The 19,488-nt window shown below is 65.3% G+C and carries 15 protein-coding genes and 8 tRNA genes; 21 read left to right on the forward strand and 2 right to left on the reverse strand.

The genetic code is table 11. The annotated features are described in order from the left end of the window. Positions 1 to 32: 32 nt before the first annotated feature. A complete protein-coding gene (locus ACAM57_RS09155) occupies positions 33 to 3,641 on the forward strand; it encodes an indolepyruvate ferredoxin oxidoreductase family protein (protein WP_369661435.1) in 3,609 nt (1,202 codons plus the stop codon). A 9-nt stretch (positions 3,642 to 3,650) separates the two neighbouring features. On the opposite strand, the gene ACAM57_RS09160 is transcribed toward ACAM57_RS09155, so the two are convergent. Further along, the gene (locus ACAM57_RS09160; RefSeq protein WP_369661436.1) at positions 3,651 to 4,604 is read right to left on the reverse strand and encodes a phosphate acetyltransferase; all 954 of its coding nucleotides are present in this window, start codon (positions 4,602 to 4,604) and stop codon (positions 3,651 to 3,653) included. A gap of 303 nt (positions 4,605 to 4,907) precedes the next feature. On the opposite strand from ACAM57_RS09160, the gene ACAM57_RS09165 reads away from it, so the two are divergent. The 20 genes from ACAM57_RS09165 (at position 4,908) to ACAM57_RS09260 (ending at position 19,341) form a co-directional block, all read left to right on the forward strand. Continuing rightward, complete coding sequence (locus tag ACAM57_RS09165; RefSeq protein ID WP_369661437.1) at positions 4,908 to 5,390, forward strand: Hcp family type VI secretion system effector; 483 nt, start codon at positions 4,908 to 4,910, stop codon at positions 5,388 to 5,390. Between the two features lie 73 nt (positions 5,391 to 5,463). Further along, positions 5,464 to 8,601, forward strand: coding sequence for a type VI secretion system Vgr family protein (locus tag ACAM57_RS09170; protein ID WP_369661438.1), 3,138 nt, complete (start codon positions 5,464 to 5,466; stop codon positions 8,599 to 8,601). An 18-nt stretch (positions 8,602 to 8,619) separates the two neighbouring features. Beyond that, positions 8,620 to 9,057 carry a hypothetical protein gene (locus ACAM57_RS09175; protein ID WP_369661439.1) on the forward strand — a complete coding sequence of 146 codons (438 nt, stop codon included), beginning with the start codon at positions 8,620 to 8,622 and terminating at the stop codon, positions 9,055 to 9,057. 13 nt (positions 9,058 to 9,070) lie between these two features. Then, the gene (locus ACAM57_RS09180; RefSeq protein WP_369661440.1) at positions 9,071 to 9,514 is read left to right on the forward strand and encodes a DcrB-related protein; all 444 of its coding nucleotides are present in this window, start codon (positions 9,071 to 9,073) and stop codon (positions 9,512 to 9,514) included. A gap of 6 nt (positions 9,515 to 9,520) precedes the next feature. Beyond that, positions 9,521 to 13,945 (forward strand): RHS repeat-associated core domain-containing protein, encoded by a 4,425-nt coding sequence (locus tag ACAM57_RS09185; protein ID WP_369661441.1) that lies wholly within the window; start codon positions 9,521 to 9,523, stop codon positions 13,943 to 13,945. Positions 13,946 to 13,954: 9 nt separating this feature from the next. Then, complete coding sequence (locus ACAM57_RS09190) at positions 13,955 to 14,419, forward strand: hypothetical protein (protein ID WP_184641655.1); 465 nt, start codon at positions 13,955 to 13,957, stop codon at positions 14,417 to 14,419. Continuing rightward, positions 14,416 to 14,754, forward strand: a complete 339-nt coding sequence (locus tag ACAM57_RS09195) for a hypothetical protein (RefSeq protein ID WP_369661442.1) — start codon at positions 14,416 to 14,418, stop codon at positions 14,752 to 14,754. The genes ACAM57_RS09190 and ACAM57_RS09195 overlap by 4 nt, the downstream gene beginning before the upstream one ends. An 8-nt stretch (positions 14,755 to 14,762) precedes the next feature. Beyond that, positions 14,763 to 15,089, forward strand: coding sequence for a hypothetical protein (locus ACAM57_RS09200; RefSeq protein WP_184641657.1), 327 nt, complete (start codon positions 14,763 to 14,765; stop codon positions 15,087 to 15,089). A 226-nt stretch (positions 15,090 to 15,315) separates the two neighbouring features. Next, positions 15,316 to 15,522, forward strand: coding sequence for a hypothetical protein (locus ACAM57_RS09205; protein WP_184641658.1), 207 nt, complete (start codon positions 15,316 to 15,318; stop codon positions 15,520 to 15,522). Positions 15,523 to 15,699: 177 nt separating this feature from the next. Beyond that, positions 15,700 to 15,776 (forward strand) — tRNA-Leu (locus ACAM57_RS09210). Positions 15,777 to 15,782: 6 nt separating this feature from the next. Next, positions 15,783 to 15,860 (forward strand) — tRNA-Pro (locus ACAM57_RS09215). A gap of 25 nt (positions 15,861 to 15,885) precedes the next feature. Continuing rightward, positions 15,886 to 15,961, forward strand: a tRNA-Trp gene (locus tag ACAM57_RS09220). 10 nt (positions 15,962 to 15,971) lie between these two features. After that, positions 15,972 to 16,047 (forward strand) — tRNA-Gln (locus ACAM57_RS09225). 22 nt (positions 16,048 to 16,069) lie between these two features. Further along, a tRNA-Asp gene (locus ACAM57_RS09230) sits at positions 16,070 to 16,145 on the forward strand. Positions 16,146 to 16,283: 138 nt separating this feature from the next. Continuing rightward, positions 16,284 to 16,357, forward strand: a tRNA-Cys gene (locus ACAM57_RS09235). Positions 16,358 to 16,379: 22 nt separating this feature from the next. After that, positions 16,380 to 16,456, forward strand: a tRNA-Asn gene (locus ACAM57_RS09240). A 37-nt stretch (positions 16,457 to 16,493) separates the two neighbouring features. Continuing rightward, positions 16,494 to 17,204: an NAD-dependent deacetylase gene (locus ACAM57_RS09245; RefSeq protein WP_369661443.1), complete on the forward strand. Its 711-nt coding sequence runs from the start codon at positions 16,494 to 16,496 to the stop codon at positions 17,202 to 17,204. Between the two features lie 347 nt (positions 17,205 to 17,551). Further along, on the forward strand, positions 17,552 to 17,824 hold the full coding sequence (locus tag ACAM57_RS09250) for a hypothetical protein (protein ID WP_369661444.1): 273 nt from the start codon (positions 17,552 to 17,554) through the stop codon (positions 17,822 to 17,824). Positions 17,825 to 18,140: 316 nt separating this feature from the next. Then, on the forward strand, positions 18,141 to 18,833 hold the full coding sequence (locus ACAM57_RS09255) for a hypothetical protein (RefSeq protein ID WP_369661445.1): 693 nt from the start codon (positions 18,141 to 18,143) through the stop codon (positions 18,831 to 18,833). Continuing rightward, positions 18,793 to 19,341 carry a restriction endonuclease gene (locus ACAM57_RS09260; RefSeq protein ID WP_369661446.1) on the forward strand — a complete coding sequence of 183 codons (549 nt, stop codon included), beginning with the start codon at positions 18,793 to 18,795 and terminating at the stop codon, positions 19,339 to 19,341. Before ACAM57_RS09255 ends, ACAM57_RS09260 begins: the two co-directional genes overlap by 41 nt. A 51-nt stretch (positions 19,342 to 19,392) precedes the next feature. Here ACAM57_RS09260 and ACAM57_RS09265 read toward each other — a convergent pair. After that, a tRNA-Thr gene (locus ACAM57_RS09265) sits at positions 19,393 to 19,468 on the reverse strand. Between the last annotated feature and the right edge of the window lie 20 nt (positions 19,469 to 19,488).

Genomic DNA, 19,488 nt, shown 5'->3' on the forward strand with positions numbered 1-19,488 from the left:
CTCCCTCGGAAGGCGGCAGAACAATTCCGGGCATGAATGCCCCACTCAATGCCACCGCGATAAGACGGCCCGGCTACCAACTCTCCGACAACATCTGGGCCGAGTCCGGCTCGGTTTTCCTGACCGGCACGCAGGCGCTGATCCGCGTACTCGTGATGCAGGGCCGGCGCGACGCGCAGCGCGGCCTGCACACTCAGGGTTTCATCAGCGGCTACCGCGGCTCGCCGCTGGGCATGGTCGACCAGGCGATCTGGAAGGCCGGCGAGCGATTCAAGCAGACCGGCATCCGCTTCGTGCCGGCCGTGAACGAGGAGCTCGCGGCCACGCAGGTGCTGGGCACGCAGCGCGTGGAATCGGACCCGGAGCGCACCGTCGATGGCGTGTTCGCCATGTGGTACGGCAAGGGTCCCGGCGTCGACCGTGCGGGCGATGCGCTCAAGCACGGCAATGCGTATGGCTCTTCGCCGCACGGCGGCGTGCTTGTGGTGGCGGGCGACGACCACGGCTGCGTTTCGTCGTCGATGCCGCACCAGAGCGACCACGCCTTCATGGCGTGGCGCATGCCCATCCTGCAGCCTTCCAGCGTGGCCGAGTACCTGGAGTTCGGCCTGTACGGCTACGAGCTCTCGCGCTATTCGGGCGCGTGGGTCGGCATGGCGGCGCTGTCCGAAGTGGTGGAGAGCGCGGGCACCGTGGACCTGGACGCGATCAATGCCCGCGTCAGCGCATGGGAAGACGCCGATGCGGTGAGCGCCGCCACCGGTCACCATGCGCCGCCGGACGGCCTGCACTACCGCTGGCCCGACCTGCCTTCGCTGCGCATCGAGTCGCGCCTGGAAGACAAGCTCGCGGCCGTCGCCGCATTCACCAGGCGCAACAGCATCGACCGCCACGTGATCGTCAGCGAGCACGCGAAGGTCGGCATCGTCACCTGCGGCAAGGCGCACCACGACCTCATGGAAGTGCTGCGCCGGCTCGAGCTTTCGCCCGAGCAGCTGGCCCGCGCGGGCGTGCGGCTCTACAAGGTGGGCTTGAGCTTTCCGGTGGAGCAGACGCGCATCAAGGCCTTCGCGCAGGGGCTGGAAGAGATCCTCATCGTCGAGGAGAAGGGCGCGGTGGTCGAGACGCAGCTGCGCGACATCTTCTACAACGCGCCGCCCGATGCGCGTCCCGTGCTCGTGGGCAAGCACGACCGCGAAGGCCAGCCGCTGGTGTCGGCGCTGGGCGAGCTGCGGCCCTCGCGGCTCATCGAGCTGGTCGCGCACTGGCTGGCCGTGCACTTCCCCGACAACCACGACCTGGGCGACCACCTGCAGCATGTGCGCGACTTCACGCCGCCCGAGTTGCTGGCCAACGCGAGCGATGCGGTCAAGCGCCTGCCGTACTTCTGCGCCGGCTGCCCGCACAACACCAGCACCAAGGTGCCCGAGGGGTCGACCGCGCGAGCGGGCATCGGCTGCCACTTCATGGCCAACTGGATGGACCGCAGCACCGCCGGGCTGATCCAGATGGGCGGCGAGGGCGTGGACTGGATCTCGCACGCGATGTTCACGAAGACGCCGCACGTCTTCCAGAACCTGGGCGACGGCACCTACTACCACTCCGGCTACCTCGCGATCCGGCAGGCCGTGGCGGCAAAGGCCACGCTCACCTACAAGATCCTCTTCAACGACGCGGTGGCGATGACCGGCGGGCAGCCGGTCGACGGCGTCATCAGCGTGGACGCCATCGCGCGGCAGGTCGAGTCGGAAGGCGTGAGCAAGGTGGTGGTGGTGAGCGACGCCATCGGCAAGTACGACGCCATCAAGGACCGCTTTCCGAGCGGCACCGAGTTCCACGACCGCGCCGCGCTCGACGAGGTGCAGCGCCGCCTGCGAGAGATGGCGGGCGTGACGGTGCTCATCTACGAGCAGACCTGCGCCGCCGAGAAGCGCCGCCGCCGCAAGAAGGGCGAGCTGGCGGATCCGCCGAAGCGCCTGTTCATCAACGAGGCCGTGTGCGAGGGCTGCGGCGACTGCACCGTGCAGAGCAACTGCGTGGCCGTGCTGCCGCACGAGACGCCGATGGGCCGCAAGCGCAAGATCGACCAGACCAGCTGCAACAAGGACTACTCCTGCGCCAAGGGCTTCTGCCCCAGCTTCGTGGGCGTCACGGGCGGCAAGCTGCGCCGCAAGAGCGGTGCGCTCGCGTCGGGGCGCGATGCCTTCCTGCACCGCGTGGCCGCGCTGCCGTACCCGGCGGAGCACGCCTGGACCGCTCCGTATGACCTGCTCGTGACCGGCGTGGGCGGCACCGGCGTGGTGACCGTGGGCGCGGTGATCGCCATGGCCGCGCACCTCGAAGGCAAGGCCGCGAGCGTGCTCGACTTCATGGGCTTCGCGCAGAAGGGCGGCTCGGTGCTGAGCTTCGTGCGCCTGGCCGATTCGCGCGAGCGGCTGCACCAGGTCCGCATCGACACGCAACAGGCCGACGCCATCCTCGCCTGCGACGTGGTGGTGGGCGCATCGGCCGACGCGCTGCAGACCGTGCGCCACGGACGCACGCGAGTGCTCGCGAACGTGCACGAGATTCCGGTTGCCGAGTCGCTGCGCAACCCCGATGCCGACCTGCATGTCGACCTTCTGCTGGAGAAGATGCGCTTCGTGGCTGGCGACGAGCAGGTCGAGACCTTCGACGCTCAGAGCCTGGCCGAGGAGTTCCTCGGCGACACGCTGGCCGCCAACATCGTCGCGGCCGGCTACGCGTGGCAGCGCGGGCTGGTGCCGCTGAGCCTGGAGGCGCTGATGCATGCGATCGAGCTCAACGGCGTGGCGGTGGCCGCGAACCAGTCGGCCTTTTCGCTGGGGCGGCTCGCGGCCGGCAACCCCGAGGCGCTGGACGCTCTGCGCGCGGCGCCTGCCGATGCGCAGGCTTCTTCGCTCGACGAGCGACCGCTCGACGCGCTGATCGCCGAGGCGCGCCGGCATCTCACGGGCTATCAGGACGCCGCATGGGCGGACCGCTTCGAGAAGCGCATCCGCAGCCTGCGCGAGCGCGAGGCCACACTGCAGGGGGGCGATGCGAGCCTGCCCTTCACGCGCAACGCGGCGCGCAGCCTGCTGAAGCTCATGAGCTACAAGGACGAGTACGAAGTGGCGCGGCTCTACACCGACGGCGCCTTCCTGCAGAAGCTCAACGAGCAGTTCGAAGGCGACCTGAAGCTCGAATTCCACATGGCCCCGCCGGTGCTCTCGCGCGGCGCGCACGGCAAGGCGCCCGCCAAGATCCGCATCGGAAGCTGGATGCTGCCCGCGATGCGCTGGCTGGCGCATGGCAAGCGCCTGCGCGGCACGGCCTTCGACATCTTCGGACGCACCGCGGAGCGGCGCATGGAGCGCGAGCTGATCTCGCATTTCGACGGCCTGCTCGAAGCGATGGCGGGCGAACTCTCGGCGGGCAACCAGGCGACGGCTGCGCGCATCGCGGCGCTGCCGCTGTCCATTCGCGGCTTCGGCCACGTCAAGCTCGCGAACTTCGAAGCCGTGAAGATGCAGGAGTCCGAGCTGCTGCACCGCTTCGCGCCGGCGCGCTATCCGAAGCCCGAGCGGGCGCCGTCCGCGGGGCAGATCAGGGGCATCGCGATCGTGGCCGGCGCGCGCTGAGCGCCGGGCTCAGCCCACCGCCTTGATGAGCTTGTCGCGCCCCGCTTTCGCGAGCATGGACGCGACGGCGCACGAGGCGAGCCGGGCCGGTTCCGAATCGGCCCGGCTCGTGAGGATCACCGGCACCTTCGTCCCCAGCACGATGCCCGCGGCATAGGCGCCGCCGAGGAAGGTCAGGCTCTTCGCGAGCATGTTGCCCGCGTCGAGGTCGGGCACGATGAGCACGTTGGCGCGCCCCGCCACCGGCGAGACGATGCCCTTGATGCGCGCCGCCTCGGCGTCGATGGCGTTGTCCATGGCCAGCGGGCCGTCGAGCACCGCGCCGGTGATCTGGCCGCGGTCGGCCATCTTGCAAAGCACCGCGGCGTCGAGCGTGGAAGGCACCTTGGCATTGACCGTCTCCGTCGCGGAAAGAATCGCGACGCGCACGACCGGCATGTGCAGCGCGTGCGCAAGATCGATCGCGTTCTGCACGATGTCGGCCTTCTCCTCGAGCGTGGGCGCGATGTTGATGGCCGCGTCCGAAATGATCAGCGGCTGCGCATGGCCCGGGATGTCCATCACGAAGCAGTGGCTGATGCGCCGCGAGGTGCGCAGCCCGCCCTCGCGGCGCACCACGGCACCCATGAGCTCGTCGGTGTGGAGGCTGCCCTTCATCAGTGCATCGACCTCGCCGCGCAGCGCCATGGCTACGGCCGCATCGGCCGCCGCGTGGCTGTGGGGCGCATCGACGATCGCGATCGTGGAGAGATCGATGCCGGCCTCTTGCGCGGCTGCCTCGATCTTCGCGCGAGGGCCCACGAGCGTCGGCACGATCAGGCCCAGCGACGCCGACGCCAGCGCTGCTTCCAGAGAGGCCGCGTTGGCAGGGTGCACCACCGCGACCCGCAGCGAGGGCAGGCCGCGCGCGGCGGCGATCAGGCGGTCGTAGTGCGGGTGGGCAGCGGGTGTGGACGACGCCATGCGGGCTCCTGGAAGGATGGGACGGTATGTGGGGAGGGTGCGCCCGCAACAGTACAGGATGTGATCCCGGGAACCAAACGCCGGCTTTGGTAGTTCTTTTTGCGCATGCCGTTCGGCACTGGTTGCGCACGAACCCCTCGATTAATGTTCGTGCGCTGAAGCGTTGTGCTTCGGAAAAGGGCCGCCGTCGCTGTGTCACCAGCGCCGGCCGAGCCTTCCGATTCGTTGCCGTCCTCCTGCCGGGAGGGCGGCTGGTTCCAATGTGCCCCCGGGCGGGCACGCAATTTCGAGGGAGTTGATCTCATGGCAGTAGACATGTTCATGCGCGTCGAGGGCGCGAACGGCGAATCGAAGGATTCGAACCACAAGGAGTGGACGGACATCAAGTCGTTCGCATGGGGCGCCACGCAGCCCGGCAACATGGTCAGCGGTGGTGGCGGCGGTGTCGGCAAGGCCAGCTTCAACGACCTGCAGGTGCTGGCGCGCATCGACAAGGCGGCGCCTTCGGTGATGAAGAACTGCGCGAGCGGCAAGCACCTGGGCAAGGTGGAAGTGTCGGTGTGCAAGGCCGGCGGCTCGCAGATCGAGTACACGCGCGTCACGCTCGAAGAAGTGCTGGTGACCTCGGTGCAGTACACCGCCGAACAGGGCTCGGACGCGGTGTTCGTGCAGTACTCGTTCCAGGCCGCGAAGGTGAAGCAGCAGTACTGGGAGCAGACCGACAAGGGCGGCAAGGGCGCCGAGACGGTGCTGGGCTGGAACATCAAGGAAAACAAGGAGGCCTGAACTCCCTTTGCCCGGCGCGGTTTGCCGCTTGGGCGGCCCGCGCCGGGTTCATTGACCAGGGAGCTTTCCAGGAATGACCCGCAGTTTCATCGCCCACAGCGAGCTGGGCGAGCGCCTGAAGTTCCGCTCGATGACGGGGCAGGAGCGCATTTCCGCGCTGTTCGAGCACCGCGTGCGGCTCATCAGCGACATGCCCAACATCCAGCCCCGGAGCATGCTGGGCGAGGACATGAGCATCGAGGTGAACCTCGCCACCGAACTCGGCGGCGCCGGCAGCCGCTTCCTGAGCGGGCAGGTCACGCGCTTCGCCTACATCGGCAAGGACGACGGCGACATGTGCGTGTACGAGGCCACGCTGCGCCCCTGGCTGTGGTACGCCACCCGTCGCTCCGATTTCAGGATATTCCAGTTCAAGACCGCCCCGCAGATCCTGCAGGAGGTGCTCGCGCCCTACGGCTTCGCCATCGACGCGCGGCTGAGCGGCAGCTACCGCACCTGGGACTACTGCGTGCAGTACTCGGAGAGCGACTTCAACTTCGCCAGCCGGCTCATGGAGCAGGAGGGCATCTACTACTTCTTCTCGCATGCGCAGGGCAGCCATCAGCTGGTGCTGTGCGACGGTGCCGATTCGCACACCGACCTGCCCGCCGGTCCGGTGAGGGTGCCCTATCACGCGGGCGTGCTCGCCGCGCAGATCCTCGAGCAGGACTTCATCGACAGCTGGAGCCATTCGGAGGACATCGCATCGGGCAACTTTGCGGCCGACGACTACGACTTCAGGAAGCCGAACGCCGAGATAGACACCGTGCGCCAGCAGCCGGCCGGCCACAGCCGCGACAGCTTCGAGATCTACGACTGGCCCGGCGGCTATACCGAGCTGGCCGACGGCGAGAACTACGCGCGCCTGCGGCTGGAGCAGCTCGCGGGGCGCCGCGAGCTGGTGAGTGCCGAGGGCAACCTGCGCCACATGGCGCCCGGCTACCTCTTCGAGCTGGCGCGCCACCCGAACGCCCAGGAGAACCGCCGCTACCTGATCGAGGCCGTGACCTACGACTTCCAGGAGAACGCGCTGCGCGTGGTCGGCGCGGCGGACGCCGCCTACAGCGAGTCGACCAGCAGCACGAGCTACCGCCAGAGCTTCGAGGTGCTGCCCGACAGCGCGCCGTACCGCCCCGCGCGTGTCACGCCGAGGCCGCGCACCACCGGGCCGCAGACCGCGGTGGTGGTCGGCCCGGCGGGCGAGGAGATCCACACCGACCAGTACGGCCGCATCAAGGTGCAGTTCCACTGGGACCGCTACGGCAAGCGCGACGAGAACTCCTCGTGCTGGATCCGCGTCTCGCAGACCTGGGCCGGCAGCAACTACGGCGCGATGCACATCCCGCGCATCGGCCAGGAGGTGATCGTCGATTTCCTCAACGGCGACCCCGACCATCCGATCGTCACCGGCTGCGTCTACAACGCCGCGCAGATGCCGCCGTGGGAACTGCCGCGCCACAAGACGCAGACCGGCTTCCAGACCCACTGGAGCAAGGGCGGCGGCGGCAAGCACATGCTGCGCTTCGAGGACAGCCGCGGCACCGAGCACATCGAGCTGTCGACCGACCACGGCAATACCCATCTGCACATGGGCTATCTGATGAACCAGGGCTCGGGTGTGCAGCGCAGCTACGGCTTCGAGCTGCGCACCAACGAGTGGGGCTCCATCCGCGCCGACAAGGGCCTTCTGCTGACCACCTACACGCAGGACTTCGCGCAGAAGACCTCGCGCGACAACCCCGATGGCCACGAGCAGATGGGCGCCACGCTCGCGCAGAGCAACGCGCTCATGCAGGCGGCGGGGCAGGCCGTGGCCGCGACGAAATCGCTCGTGAGCGCCATGGCCCAGGGCAAGAACCAGACGCTCTCGGGGCTGGTGCAGGGCGTGCAGTCGCTCGGCGGCGTGTCGCAGGCCGTCGCCGCGCTGGCGGCCGGCGGATCGCCCGAGGCCGGCGTCTCGGACGACCCCGATCCGGCCATGGCCGACGCGCAGCAGATGCTCGACCTCTCGCGCAAGATCGACAAGCCCGTGGTCTCCATCGTGAGCCCCGAGGGCCAGACGATGATCAGCCCCCGGCCCATCGTGGTGAGCTCGGGGCAGAGCGTGTCGATGCGCTCCGTCTCGGCGCTGACCATGACCACCGGCGCCCAGCTCACGCAGCTCGCCGCCAAGGGCATGCTCACGCAGGTGAGCGAGGGCGGGCAGATCAACGTGGTGTCCGACGGCGACATCGTCTCGCACGCCAGCGCCGGTGCGATCAACCTGGTGTCGAAGACCGACGCCTCCGTCACCTCCACCGCGGCCAACGCGAACCTCACCGGGCAGAAGTCGGTGGTGATCCAGGCGGCGGAGCAGGACGTGTTCGTCACCGCGAAGACAAGCATCTCGCTGATCTGCGGCAAGTCGTCGATCGTGCTGCTGGCGGATGGCACGGTGAAGATCAACGGAGTGAAGGGGCTGGTGAACTTCACGGACAACCTGGATCAGCGGGGTGGGAAGATCTTCTTGAACTGCGATGCGCCGATCGGGGGCGGAGACCCGGAAATGGAGGTCGCAACGCTGGAAGAGGATGCGCATCCCGCAGCCGTTCTGGCTCCGGCCGCAGCAGCCGAGGAGGCGATGGACCAACCCGGAGTTCGCTCGCCGACGCTGGACAGGCAACTGGCCCAAATCAGGCGCGAAGGTTGGAAGCTCCGCTTTGGTCCCGCCAAGGGAGGAAGCTCTGCGAGCGAGAGGAAAAAGACCATCACGCTCGACAGTTCCCTGAAAGGACGGCCCCTCGCATTCAATGCCGCAGCTGCACACGAGGTGGGGCACGCACTCGATAAGAGGGAAATGGATACGTCGTCCAGGCAGGCGTACATCAACAGTGGCCTCAGGGCGGAGGGGAGCGCTCAGATCAACGAGATCCGGGTGCAGCGTGAAATTCTCGCCAATGGTGGCCCAGACATCCTCGCCAACGAGAACTCTCACCATATGGCCATCTACAACAGGGCCTACGACGAGGCCCTGAGAACGGGCAACTTCGAACGGGCCGAGCAAACCATCGGAGCCGTCTACGGCACAAACAAGGCATCCGGAACCGGCGGGAAGACCTACTACGAAATGTACGGAGAACGCTACGACGACCTTCCGCTGACCAAGCTGAAGAAATTCTTCGGCATCGAATGAGTGTTTGAGGCAACGTACATGAACGAAATCTCCACGACCATCTGGCAAGCCATTGAGGCGTTGATTGGCAGCGTTCCCTTTTCGAAAGACAAGGTCGAGCGTGAGCTGGGCATCAGGCTTGTCGATACGGAAGCTTCAGGCAGCGACCTGTTTCAGTTTCTCGAAGGCGGTCCTGTGCAGTTGGCAGAAGGCGTTGGCATTCAGGAAGTCGACTTGCGCCTCAAGCGGGAAGGCCCTCATCCAGGATTCCTGGTGCTCGAGTTGGAGGGGCGTGGCATCTCGTTCGAGGAAGTTCTGCGGCACTACGCGGAACTGAGGCTTACCGGTGTTCCTCGTGGACGTTCATTGGATGAGGACACCAGCTACACAGCGAAACTCGATTGGGGCGAACTCTCGTTTGGCTTCGGCGAGAGCAATCCTGCCTGTTTGGCTTATGTGGCCTTCGATCCTTCGTAAACGTCTCCTCGCCATGCGCTACCACCTCAACGAAGGCCAGTTCGACATCCCCGAAGACGGCCGCATCGACCGCTCGATGAACGTCCTCGCGATGCCCGATGGCTCGGGCACCACCCTCATCGTGAGCCGCGACGCGCTGCGGGCGCAGGAAACCCTGGCGCAGTTCGTCACGCGGCAGATGAACGACCTGACGCGCCAGGTGAGCCAGCTCAAGGAGGTGTCGCGCACCGACATCGCCGTGGGCCCGGCCATCGCGAGCCTGCATGCCATCGAACTCGCCACGCAGTTCAAGCAGAACGGCCAGGCGCTGCATCAACGCCAGGCCGTGTTCCTGCTGCCGCAGGACCCGGGCGGCAGGAGCGTGCTGATCCTCACGGCCAGCAGCCCCGTGCCCTTCGATGCCGAGGCGGTCGCGCTGTGGCGGCGCGTGCTCGAGAGCTTCCAGCCGAGGGCCTGAGGCGCCATGGCCGGCCAACCAGCTGCACGCCTGCACGACCCCATTGCCCACACCAACGCGCACGCGCGCTTCTGGGCCAAGTTCGCTGGCGGACTGATCGGCGGCATCGCCGTGGGCTTCGCGGTGGGCGTGGCAGCAGCGGCCGTGGTCGGCACCGGTGGGCTCGCCGGGCCGCTGGTGGCGGGCGCGGTGGTTGTGGGCGCGCGCATGGCCGGCGGCTACGTCGGCGCGAGCCTGGGCGAGTCGATCGCCGATGCGCTGGTGCCCGAGACGCTCACCGTGACCGGGATGATCACCAGCGGATCGTCGGACGTGTTCATCGGCGGCAAGGCCCTGGGCGCGGCGCGGGCCTCGCCCGACGCTCCCATGGACACGGTGAGTTGCAAGAACGACTCGCCGCAGATTCTTCTTGCCGAGGGCGCGGAGACCGTGTTCATCAACATGGGCGTGGCCTCGCGCAAGGACGACCACACCGAGTGCGGCGCCAAGGTGAGCGACGGGGCGCCCACGGTCTTCATCGGCGGGCCGACCGCGCGCGTGCGCGATGTGGCCGACGAGGTGCCGCTCATCTCCAAGGTGCTGGTGACCATCTTCAATGTGGTCATGATCTACCGCGGCCTGCGCTGCCTGCCCAAGCTCGCGCGGCAGGGCAAGAACGCGCTGCCTTGCCTGATCGAAGGAGCGGTGGGGCTTGGCATGGGCATCCACGGCATGGTCAGTTCCTTCGGCAATCCGGTGCATGCGGCCACGGGCGGCAAGTTCCTGGGCGGCGAGAGCGAGCTCGACTTCAGCCTGCCGGGGCCGTTGCCCATCGCATGGCAGCGCTTCTACAGCAGCCACGACCTGCGCCGCGACGGCCCGCTGGGGCAGGGCTGGAGCCTGCCCTATTCGATGGAACTGCGGCTGGGCAGCGACGACGAAGGCCAGCCCGTGGTCACGCTCATCGACGAGCAGGGCCGGCCGATGGTGCTGCCCGACATCGAGCCCGGCACGCGGCAGTACAGCCTGCGCGACGGGCTCGACCTGTGCCGCACCGAAGGCGGCCATTACTTCATCCATGTGCCGGGCGGGTTGTTCTTCCTGTTCGAGCCGCCGATCGAAGGCGAGCCGCGCGTCCAGACGCTGAAGCTCGCGCGGCTGGAAGACCGCAACGGCAACTTCATCGACCTGCGCCACGATCCGCTGGGCCAGCTGGTCGAGCTGACCGACAGCACCGGCCGGCTGCTGGCGCTCGAGTACGCGGGCGAGAGCCGCCGGGTGGGCGCGTTGCGCCTGGCCGCCGGCGCACCCGGCGAGCTGCCGGGCCTGCTGGTGACCTACAGGCACGACGCCGAAGGCAGGCTGCTCGAGGTGACCGACCGCAACGGTGCGGTGGTGCGCCGCTTCGGCTACGACGCCCGGGGCCTCATGGACTTCCATGCCGACGCCGCAGGGCTGGAATGCCGCTACGAGTGGTGCGGCCAGGGCGACGAAGCCCACGTGGTCCGCCACTGGACCAACGACGGCGAGAGCTACACCGTCCGGCGCGTGCCGCCTGCCGCGGACGACGCGCTGGCGCTGGGCCAGACACTGGTCGTCGACCAGCTCGGACGCGAGTACGCCTGGCACTGGAATGCCGACCAACAGGTCACCGACTACGTCGATGCGGCGGGCCGCCAATGGCATGCGCAGTACAACGAGTTGCGCCAGCTCGTCGCCATCACCGAGCCCGGCGGTGCCACCACGCGCTGCACCTACGACCCCATGGGCTTCATGGCCAGCCGCACCGATGCGCTGGGCCGCACGCAGAGCACCGGCTGGACCGAGTTCGGCGAGCCCTGGCGCCAGACCCTCGCGGACGGCAGCACCTGGACCTACGCCTACAGCGACCAGGGCAACCTGGTGCGCGAGACCGACCCGCTGGGCCACACCACCGAGTACGCCTACGACAGGCGGGGCCTGCCGATCGTGGTGACCGACGGCAAGGGCGGCACCAACCGCATGACGTGGAGCGATTGCGCGCAGCTGCTTTCGCTGACCGACTGCTCCGGCAAGACCACGCGCTACGCATACGACGGCTGGGGCCACCTGCAGACCGTGACCGATGCCATGGGCCAGCGCACGCGATTGACGCACGACGCCATGGGGCGGCTGCTGTCGGTGTCGCAGCCCGACCAGAGCCACCAGTCGTTGCGCCGCGATGCGGCCGGCCGCATCGTCGCCGCCACCGATGCGCTGAGCCGCAGCACGCATTTCGCGCTCGGCCTGCGCGGCCAGCCGCTGGTGCGGCAGGACGCCGAGGGGCGCCGCATCGCCTGGCACTACGACGGCGCCCAGCGCCTGCAGGCGCTCGTCAACGAGAACGGCCTGCACTTCGAATTCGTGCGGGACGCCGCCGACCGCGTGGTGGAAGAGCGTCGCGTGGGCGGCACGCGCGTGCAGGTGGAATACGACGCCAACGGCTGGCCGGTGTGCATCACCCATATACCGGGCATCGGCGACGACGACCTCGCACTGCATGAAGGCGCCGAACCGCATCGCCCGGCCGGACCCCTGCGTACCGAACTGCTGCGCGATGCCGTGGGTCGCCTCGTCGAGAAGCGCACCGGGCGCCACTGGTACCGCTACAGCTACGACCAGCTGGACCGCCTGGTCGAAGCAACGAAGCTGGAAGCGCCGCAACCCGGCACGGATGGCGAGCCGCGCGCGCTGCATCGCACCACATTCGTCTACGACAAGCTCGGGTGGCTCGTCGAAGAGACGGCCATCGACGAGCTCACCGGCGAGACCCACACCCTGCGCCACGCGCACGACGAACTCGGCAACCGCACGCAGACCGTTCTGCCCGCCATCGCGTCGCAGCCGGGCGTGCAGCGCGCGCTGAACTACCTGTACTACGGCTCCGGGCACCTGCATCAGGTCAACTTGTCGCAGCAGCATGGCGACGCACCCGTGGTGCACCAGCTGATCAGCGACATCGAGCGCGACGACCTGCACCGCGAAGTGGCGCGCAGCCAGGGCGCACTGCACACTCGCTTTGCGCTGGATCCGCTGGGCCGGCGGGCCGCGTCGTGGTGCCGTCCCGGCGGACTGGACGTGGCATTCACCACGCAAGACCCGGGTTGGCGCCAGGCCATCGACGCCGCGGGCACCCCCGGGGCCCGCCTTCTCGACGGGCTGATGAAGGAATACAGCTACGACCCCGTGGGCGAGCTGCGGCAGAGCCGCCATTCGCTGCAGGGCACGACGGGGCACAGATACGACGCCACCGGCCGCATCGAAGAGAGCGTGCGCAGCGCGGCCAACAGCGAGCGCTTTGCCTACGACCCGGCAGGCAACCTGCTCGACGCATCAACCGCGCCCGGCTACGTGCGCGACAACCTCGTGCGCGTTTTCGAGGACAAGCGCTACAGCTACGACGGCCACGGCCGGCTGGCGCGCAAGCTGTCGGGCAGGCACACCGACCAGCGCTTCGAGTGGGACGACGAAAGCCGCCTCGTGGCCGTGCACACCACGCGGCGCCCGGGCACGCCCGAAGCCACCACGCAGGTCACGCGCTTCGACTACGACGCAATGGGGCGACGCGTGGCCAAGCACGATGCGTTCGGCAGTACGCGGTTTGTCTGGGAGGGGATGCGGCTGATCGAGGAGCGGCGCGGCTCGCAAGTAACAAGCCACGTTTACGAGCCTGACAGTTACATGCCGCTGGCGCGGCTCGATGCCGCCACTGGCGAGGCTGGTGCCGCTGCACCTGCGAACATCTTCCACCTTCACACGGATCAGGCCGGCCTGCCTGAGGAGCTGACGGATCAGTCCGGCCGGATATGCTGGCGAGCGAGCTATCGCACGTGGGGCGGCGCTGTGGCCGAGCAGTGGGAGTCCACTTTGCTCGATGGCCGCGCCGCCTCTCCTGCGAACAAGGCACTGCCAAAAGTCGAGCAGAACATGCGATTCCAGGGCCAGTATCTGGACCGCGACATCGGCCTGCACTACAACATCTTCCGGTTCTATGACCCCGATATTGGCCGCTTCATCAGCCCGGACCCTATCGGCCTTGCTGGCGGGAACAATCTGCACAGCTATGCGCCCAATCCTGTGTCGTGGATCGACCCGTGGGGCTGGGCGCCCAAGGCACCTTTGTCCTTGCCCGATGGCTACAGGGCAAGAATCGACCGATTCAACACGAGTACTGGTTCGTCTTTCGAGATACACGTGTACAAACCCAACGGAACCGAAGCTGGCATCTACGGACCGGACGGCTTCTTCAACAAGCACGGTACTGTCGGCACCGAAGTGAAGGTCACGCCGAAGGTATCCAACGTGCTGAACGGCATCGCCGTCGACGAATTGAGAAAGATAGGAAAACTGCCTGCTCTGGGAACACCCAACAGCCGCGTAGCGGCCAGAGAGTATTCAGAGCGCGTGCGCAAGAGCGGGCTTTCAGGATGTTGATCAAGCACCATGAAAATTATCAAGTTCAGTGAAACCAGCGACGGCTACTCCATGGACAGCTCCGCTTATCCGGCCTATGTACGGCAGGTAAGCAGCCTGGTGCCGACGGACGCTCTCGAATTCATGAGGGCAGCGTGGCACTATGAGCATCGGGACGAGCGATGCCCGCACGATGCCAGGCTGGAGCAGTTGCTCGTACGAGAGTTCGAGGACGGCGACTTCCGGGCGAATGACATCGAGATGCAACTGGCCGGAGCGCATGGGAATCGCATCACGCTGCACTATCGCGACGTGCAGTCTTATGCGGTCGAGAAAACAAAGAGCGATTGGCCCGCTGGCGACCGCTCCCACGGCGATTGGCTCATCGATGAAATGCTGGTGCTCGAGGACGGCTTTCTCAGTCACGAGATCGTCTTCACGAACTCGGTAGTCAAGGTCAAGCACAGGGATCTCAAGTACACGGTGGTGCCATGACCACGACGGCCCTCGGCAAACTGTTGGCGTATTGGACGGCGCAGCCGACCGAGATGCCGCTGCAGGAAGAGCTGGGCCTGATCCGCGCTATACGCGCGCTGGACACCACCGACATCGCGACGGATCTGGCTTCGTTCATCTCGCTCATCGAGCTCGTCCAGCGATCGCATGCAAGCAACGGAATCTTCGAGATGACCGAGGCCGACGAAGCGCACACCGTCGGCTTCTTCCAATGGCTCGAGAGCCTGGAAAATAAGCTTGGCATGCCGTTGGCAACGCACGCCGACGGCCTGGGCCTGACCTGCGCCGAACTGGCGAAGCGGATGCCTCGATAGAGTGCCGAATGCTGGACCTCTACTTCGTCGAATCGACCTGCAGGCACTTGCCGAAAGACCCGCGTGGCCTTGAGCTTGCGGGCTCTGTCGATCTGGATGCGCATTGCTCAATCGCGGCTCTCTTCGACAGATGTGTCCGGAAAGGCGTAAACCTCGACTACTTCGACGATTCGCTGCTGCGCGCCGAGCAGGTCGTGACCATGCTCGAGGTATTCACTGCCAACGCCCCTGAAGCTGGCGCCCAACACGCGCAGATCGCGGCTTTCAAGTCGATACACGCGATCTTGACCCAGGCGAAGGCACAGGGCATGGGGCTCGCAGCGTTCTGCGACTGACATTCAACTCCATGAGCGCATGACGCCTGTACGGCCGTCATTGATTGCGGATGCCCTGTTGAAGCCCACAGACAGTGCTTAGGGCTACACGGCATTCGTCGTCGCATTCAAGGCGTCGTTGTCCGGCGCTTGCTGCAACGGTGCTTGAAAAAAGTTTGTCCAAGCAGTTGACGATTGTGTAAAGACTATTTACAGTCCATCCCACTCAACGCCAACAGGACCCAACGTGAAAGCCGCAACGATCCGCATCTACAGCACTTGCCCCGCATCCGGCAACGTGTTCGTGCGCGTCGCTTCGCACGATGGTCTCGGCCTGCAGCCGCTGCTGCAGCAGCAACTCAATCAACTCCCGTATCCGATGTCCAACCCGCGGGCCAATCTGTGGCCGTGCGATTACCAGGATCAGGTGCAACCGGGTGGAGGACGCGCATAGGCGCAGACCTCCCAAGCTCTCTCTCGAACAGAAGAGGCCCGGACACCGCGAGGTTCCGGGCCGCTTCGTTTTCATGCCATTCGTTCACGAGCAGCGATCGTGCTGCCCGCACAGGGTTCGAGCCTTGTGAGTGCTCCTTAAAAATTCGCGGTAGCAGCCACAAACATTTTCTTTTCAGCCCCGGTGACGCAACTGGTAGACGTGTCCGCCTTAGAAGCGGAATTCTGGGAGTTCGAGTCTCCCCTGGGGCACCAATTTCTCTGGGTGTAGTGTCAATCTGGTAGACGGCCTGCCTTGGAAGCAGGAGGCTGCAGGTTCAAATCCTGCCACTCAGACCATCTCTTCTTTTTCGCTTTCTCTTGTGCGTGTGTAGCTCAACTGGCAGAGCACTGGACTCCAAACCCAACGGTTGAAGGTTCGAATCCTTCCGCGCGCGCCAATCTTTTTGCGGGCCCTTCGCCTAGTGGTCCAAGGCACCGGGTTTTGATCCCGGGATCCAAGGTTCGAATCCTTGAGGGCTTGCCAGCTTTTCATTTTTCTCTTTTTCGTTCCGCTAACTCAGTGGCCAGAGTGCCTCCCTGTCCAGGAGGAAGCCAGGGGTTCGACTCCCCTGCGGAACGCCACTCATCGATCGACTTTTCTCTTCGATGGATCGTGAGCAGCACTGGCGACTGCAGCGGGCTGTAACCCCGTCTCCTTCGGGAATACTTGGTTCGACTCGAAGACGATCCACCACCAACGCCATCATCAGGCTCGATTCCGGCGCGATAGCAAAGCGGCAGTGCAGCGGATTGCAAATCCGTCCAGCCCGGTTCGACTCCGGGGCGCGCCTCCATACACATCCTTCAACCAATCTTTCCCCGGTAGCTCAGCTGGTAGATGCGGCGCACTGTTAATGCGCAGGTCACACGTTCGATCCGTGTTCGGGGAGCCACAATTCAACGACAGCCACGCAGAAGGAGCACCGAAGCATGAAACCCAAGGTCAAGCCGAACAAGATCGTCGTGCTCTCGGGCTCCGGCGTGAGCGCCGAGAGTGGCCTGCCCACGTTCCGCGATGCCAAGGGGCTGTGGAACAGCTACTCGTGGCAGGAACTCGCCAGCCCCGAAGGCTGGCAGCGGCACCCGGAGGCGGTGCTGGCCTTCTACAACGAGCGGCGCGAGAAGGCATGGCAGGCACAGCCGAATGCCGCGCACGCTGCCATCGCATCGCTCGAGGCGGCATACGAAGTCGTGATCGTCACGCAGAACGTCGACGCACTGCATGAGCGTGCCGGGTCGCGCAACGTGGTGCATCTGCACGGGCAACTCGCCTACGCGCGGGGCACCTCGGAGCCCGAGCCGAAGCGCTATCGCATCGACGGAAATCCCATTGCCATGGGGCAACTCTGCGAAGACGGCACCCAGCTGCGGCCCGACATCGTGTGGTTCGGCGAGGCGGTGCAGCACTTCGAGGAGGCCGAGGAGCACGTGGCCACCGCGGCGCGCGTGTTGGTGGTGGGCACCTCGCTCACGGTCTATCCGGCGGCGTCGCTCGTGCGGTACGCGGACCGCAATGCCGAGAAAGTGCTTGTCGCGCTCGACATGGAAGAGGTGCCGCGCGGCTTCACCTTCCTGCAGGGCAGGGCGACGGACGTGGTGCCTGCACTGGTTGCCAGGTGGTTGAGTGAAGCGGGCTCGTAATTCATTTGGATGCCTGCAATCAAAGGCCCGCCATCGTTTCGATGGCGGGCCTTTTTGCGTTTGGTGGGAATGGGCAATGCCAGGCAGATCAAGACCTGAGCGCCAACCCCGCAACGATCGTAGTCATTTGCGCAAAGTCGGCGCGATCCCCAATTTGTTCACTGCATGGAGTCCCCCGCCAGCAAGGTTCTCCCATACATTTGAACGACCGCCGCGCCTCACGGCGGGACATCGATGCACACCGCAGCGATGTCGATGTGAGGCACAAAAGGCGACGGCAAGGTGCGCTAACACCATGGCCGTCTGACCAATCAACGTGCACGTACTTTGGAAAGCAAGCACATCAAATGGCTGATCAAATTATCGCCGGGCAAGACGCGCCCACCTCCCACGGCGCAATCGCCTCATCCGACGCGGCTGATCTTCTTGAGAAAAAGTTGTCCCAATTGCAATCTCTGCTGAAGTGTTGCTACGGGGACGGATGCGATTGGTTCGACGCGATCGGAGCGACGCACCGAGACCGCGTTATGTGGATCGCCGCAGACTTGGCTGACGATGCGGCACAACTCTCTCAAGAACTGCTGAAGCAGATCAATGCGGCGGATATGCCGAAGGCTTAATGAGAAATCGGCCGCTGGCGGGCGGCCAGCGGCCGAAGGCGCGCGACTTTGTCGTCGCCGCTGTTGCCGTAGCGTCCTCCATACCTTTCATGCCCCGGCGTATCCGTTCGATGCGGTAGGAGGCGATACGAAGTCGGCAGCAAATTTCGGGCGAGGTTCTATGAAACCAATGTAGCCCAGGTGGGGTGGCGGCACCTCGTTCCACCGGGCATCGGCCTTGTGAGTTAGGCGCAGTTGTTTCAAGATTGTTAAATTAATGCGCGGGCGCATATCGTCCGCGCATCTGTGATCAATCTGTCTCAGCCCCTGCCTCGAGATGACCCGCATATTCAGCTTCGACGACTTGCCGACCGCCGACCTTGTCGTAGACGCGATTTATGAAGGGGGCAGTGCCGCCAATACCAGCAGTGATCCGATCGCCAAACTGCTTCCAGGAGCGGGCAATCAAGGCGGATTCAGGGCATCGGGCCCGGGCTTGAAGAAGAAGTTCGTCGTTCTGTATTCGAGCGGTGAAGAAGGCGACTGGCCCGACCGCTTAGACCTGAACACCGGTCAGTTCATTTACTACGGCGACAACCGCACGCCGGGACATGATCTTCATGACACCACGCGACGCGGCAATCTTCTTTTGAAGGCAGCCTTCGAGAATGCACATGGAGACGCGGCGAAGAGGGCGGAGGTGCCGCCGTTCTTGGTCTTTACCAAGTCCCCGACTGCGAAGAGCAATCGGTCTGTTCAGTTTAAGGGTCTTGCCGCCCCGGGGTTTCCAGGTCTTCCCATGACAGAGGATCTGGTGGCCGTCTGGAAGACAACCGCAGGGGAGCGATTCCAAAACTACCGCTCCGTTTTCACGGTTCTCAATGCGGCAACAGTCTCGCGCACGTGGATCGATAGCCTTTCGTCCCCAGGGGGGAGCGTTGGCAAATGCGCCCAACGCGTGGAGTTCGTGGATCAAGACGGGGGTCTACATGCCCCTGACCTCAGAACCCACGAAAGTGATTCGAACTGAAAGCGAGCAGCGCCCGGACACCGCTCTCAAGGCTGCGATCCTGGAGCAGGTATGGAACCATTTCAAAGCTTCGCCGCACGCGTTCGAGTCCTTTGCTGCCCGGATCTATCAGCTCTCGGACCGGCGAGTGATCATCGACGAGATCACCCGGGGCAGTGTCGATGGAGGGCGGGATGCGGTCGGCAGGTACTTGCTCGGGCTAAGCGGTGACCCGGTCTATGCTGAGTTCGCTTTGGAGGCGAAGTGCTATCGCCCGGCGTCCGAAGCTGTGGCGGCGAACACGGTCGGTGTGCGCGAGGTCGCTCGCCTGATCTCCCGGATTCGGCACCGTCAGTTCGGCATCCTAGTCACCACCTCATTGATCGCCAAGCAAGCCTACGAGGAGGTGCGCGACGACCGCCATCCGATCGTGTTTATCTGCGGGCGAGATATCGCTGAAATATTGATTCAGGCTGGCTACAACTCGCCAGAGCGCGTTGGGGAGCTGCTGGCCGAATGGCCTTCCTGAATTCCGCATAACGGAAAAAGCCCGCTACCTTTTGGATAGCGGGCTTTTAATTGGTGCCGGAGAGATGAATCGAACACCCGACCTTCTCATTACGAATGAGCTGCTCTACCGACTGAGCTACACCGGCGAAGCCTCAGATTATAGCCA

This window comes from Variovorax sp. V15 (assembly GCF_041154425.1).
GTDB lineage: Bacteria > Pseudomonadota > Gammaproteobacteria > Burkholderiales > Burkholderiaceae_C > Variovorax > Variovorax guangxiensis.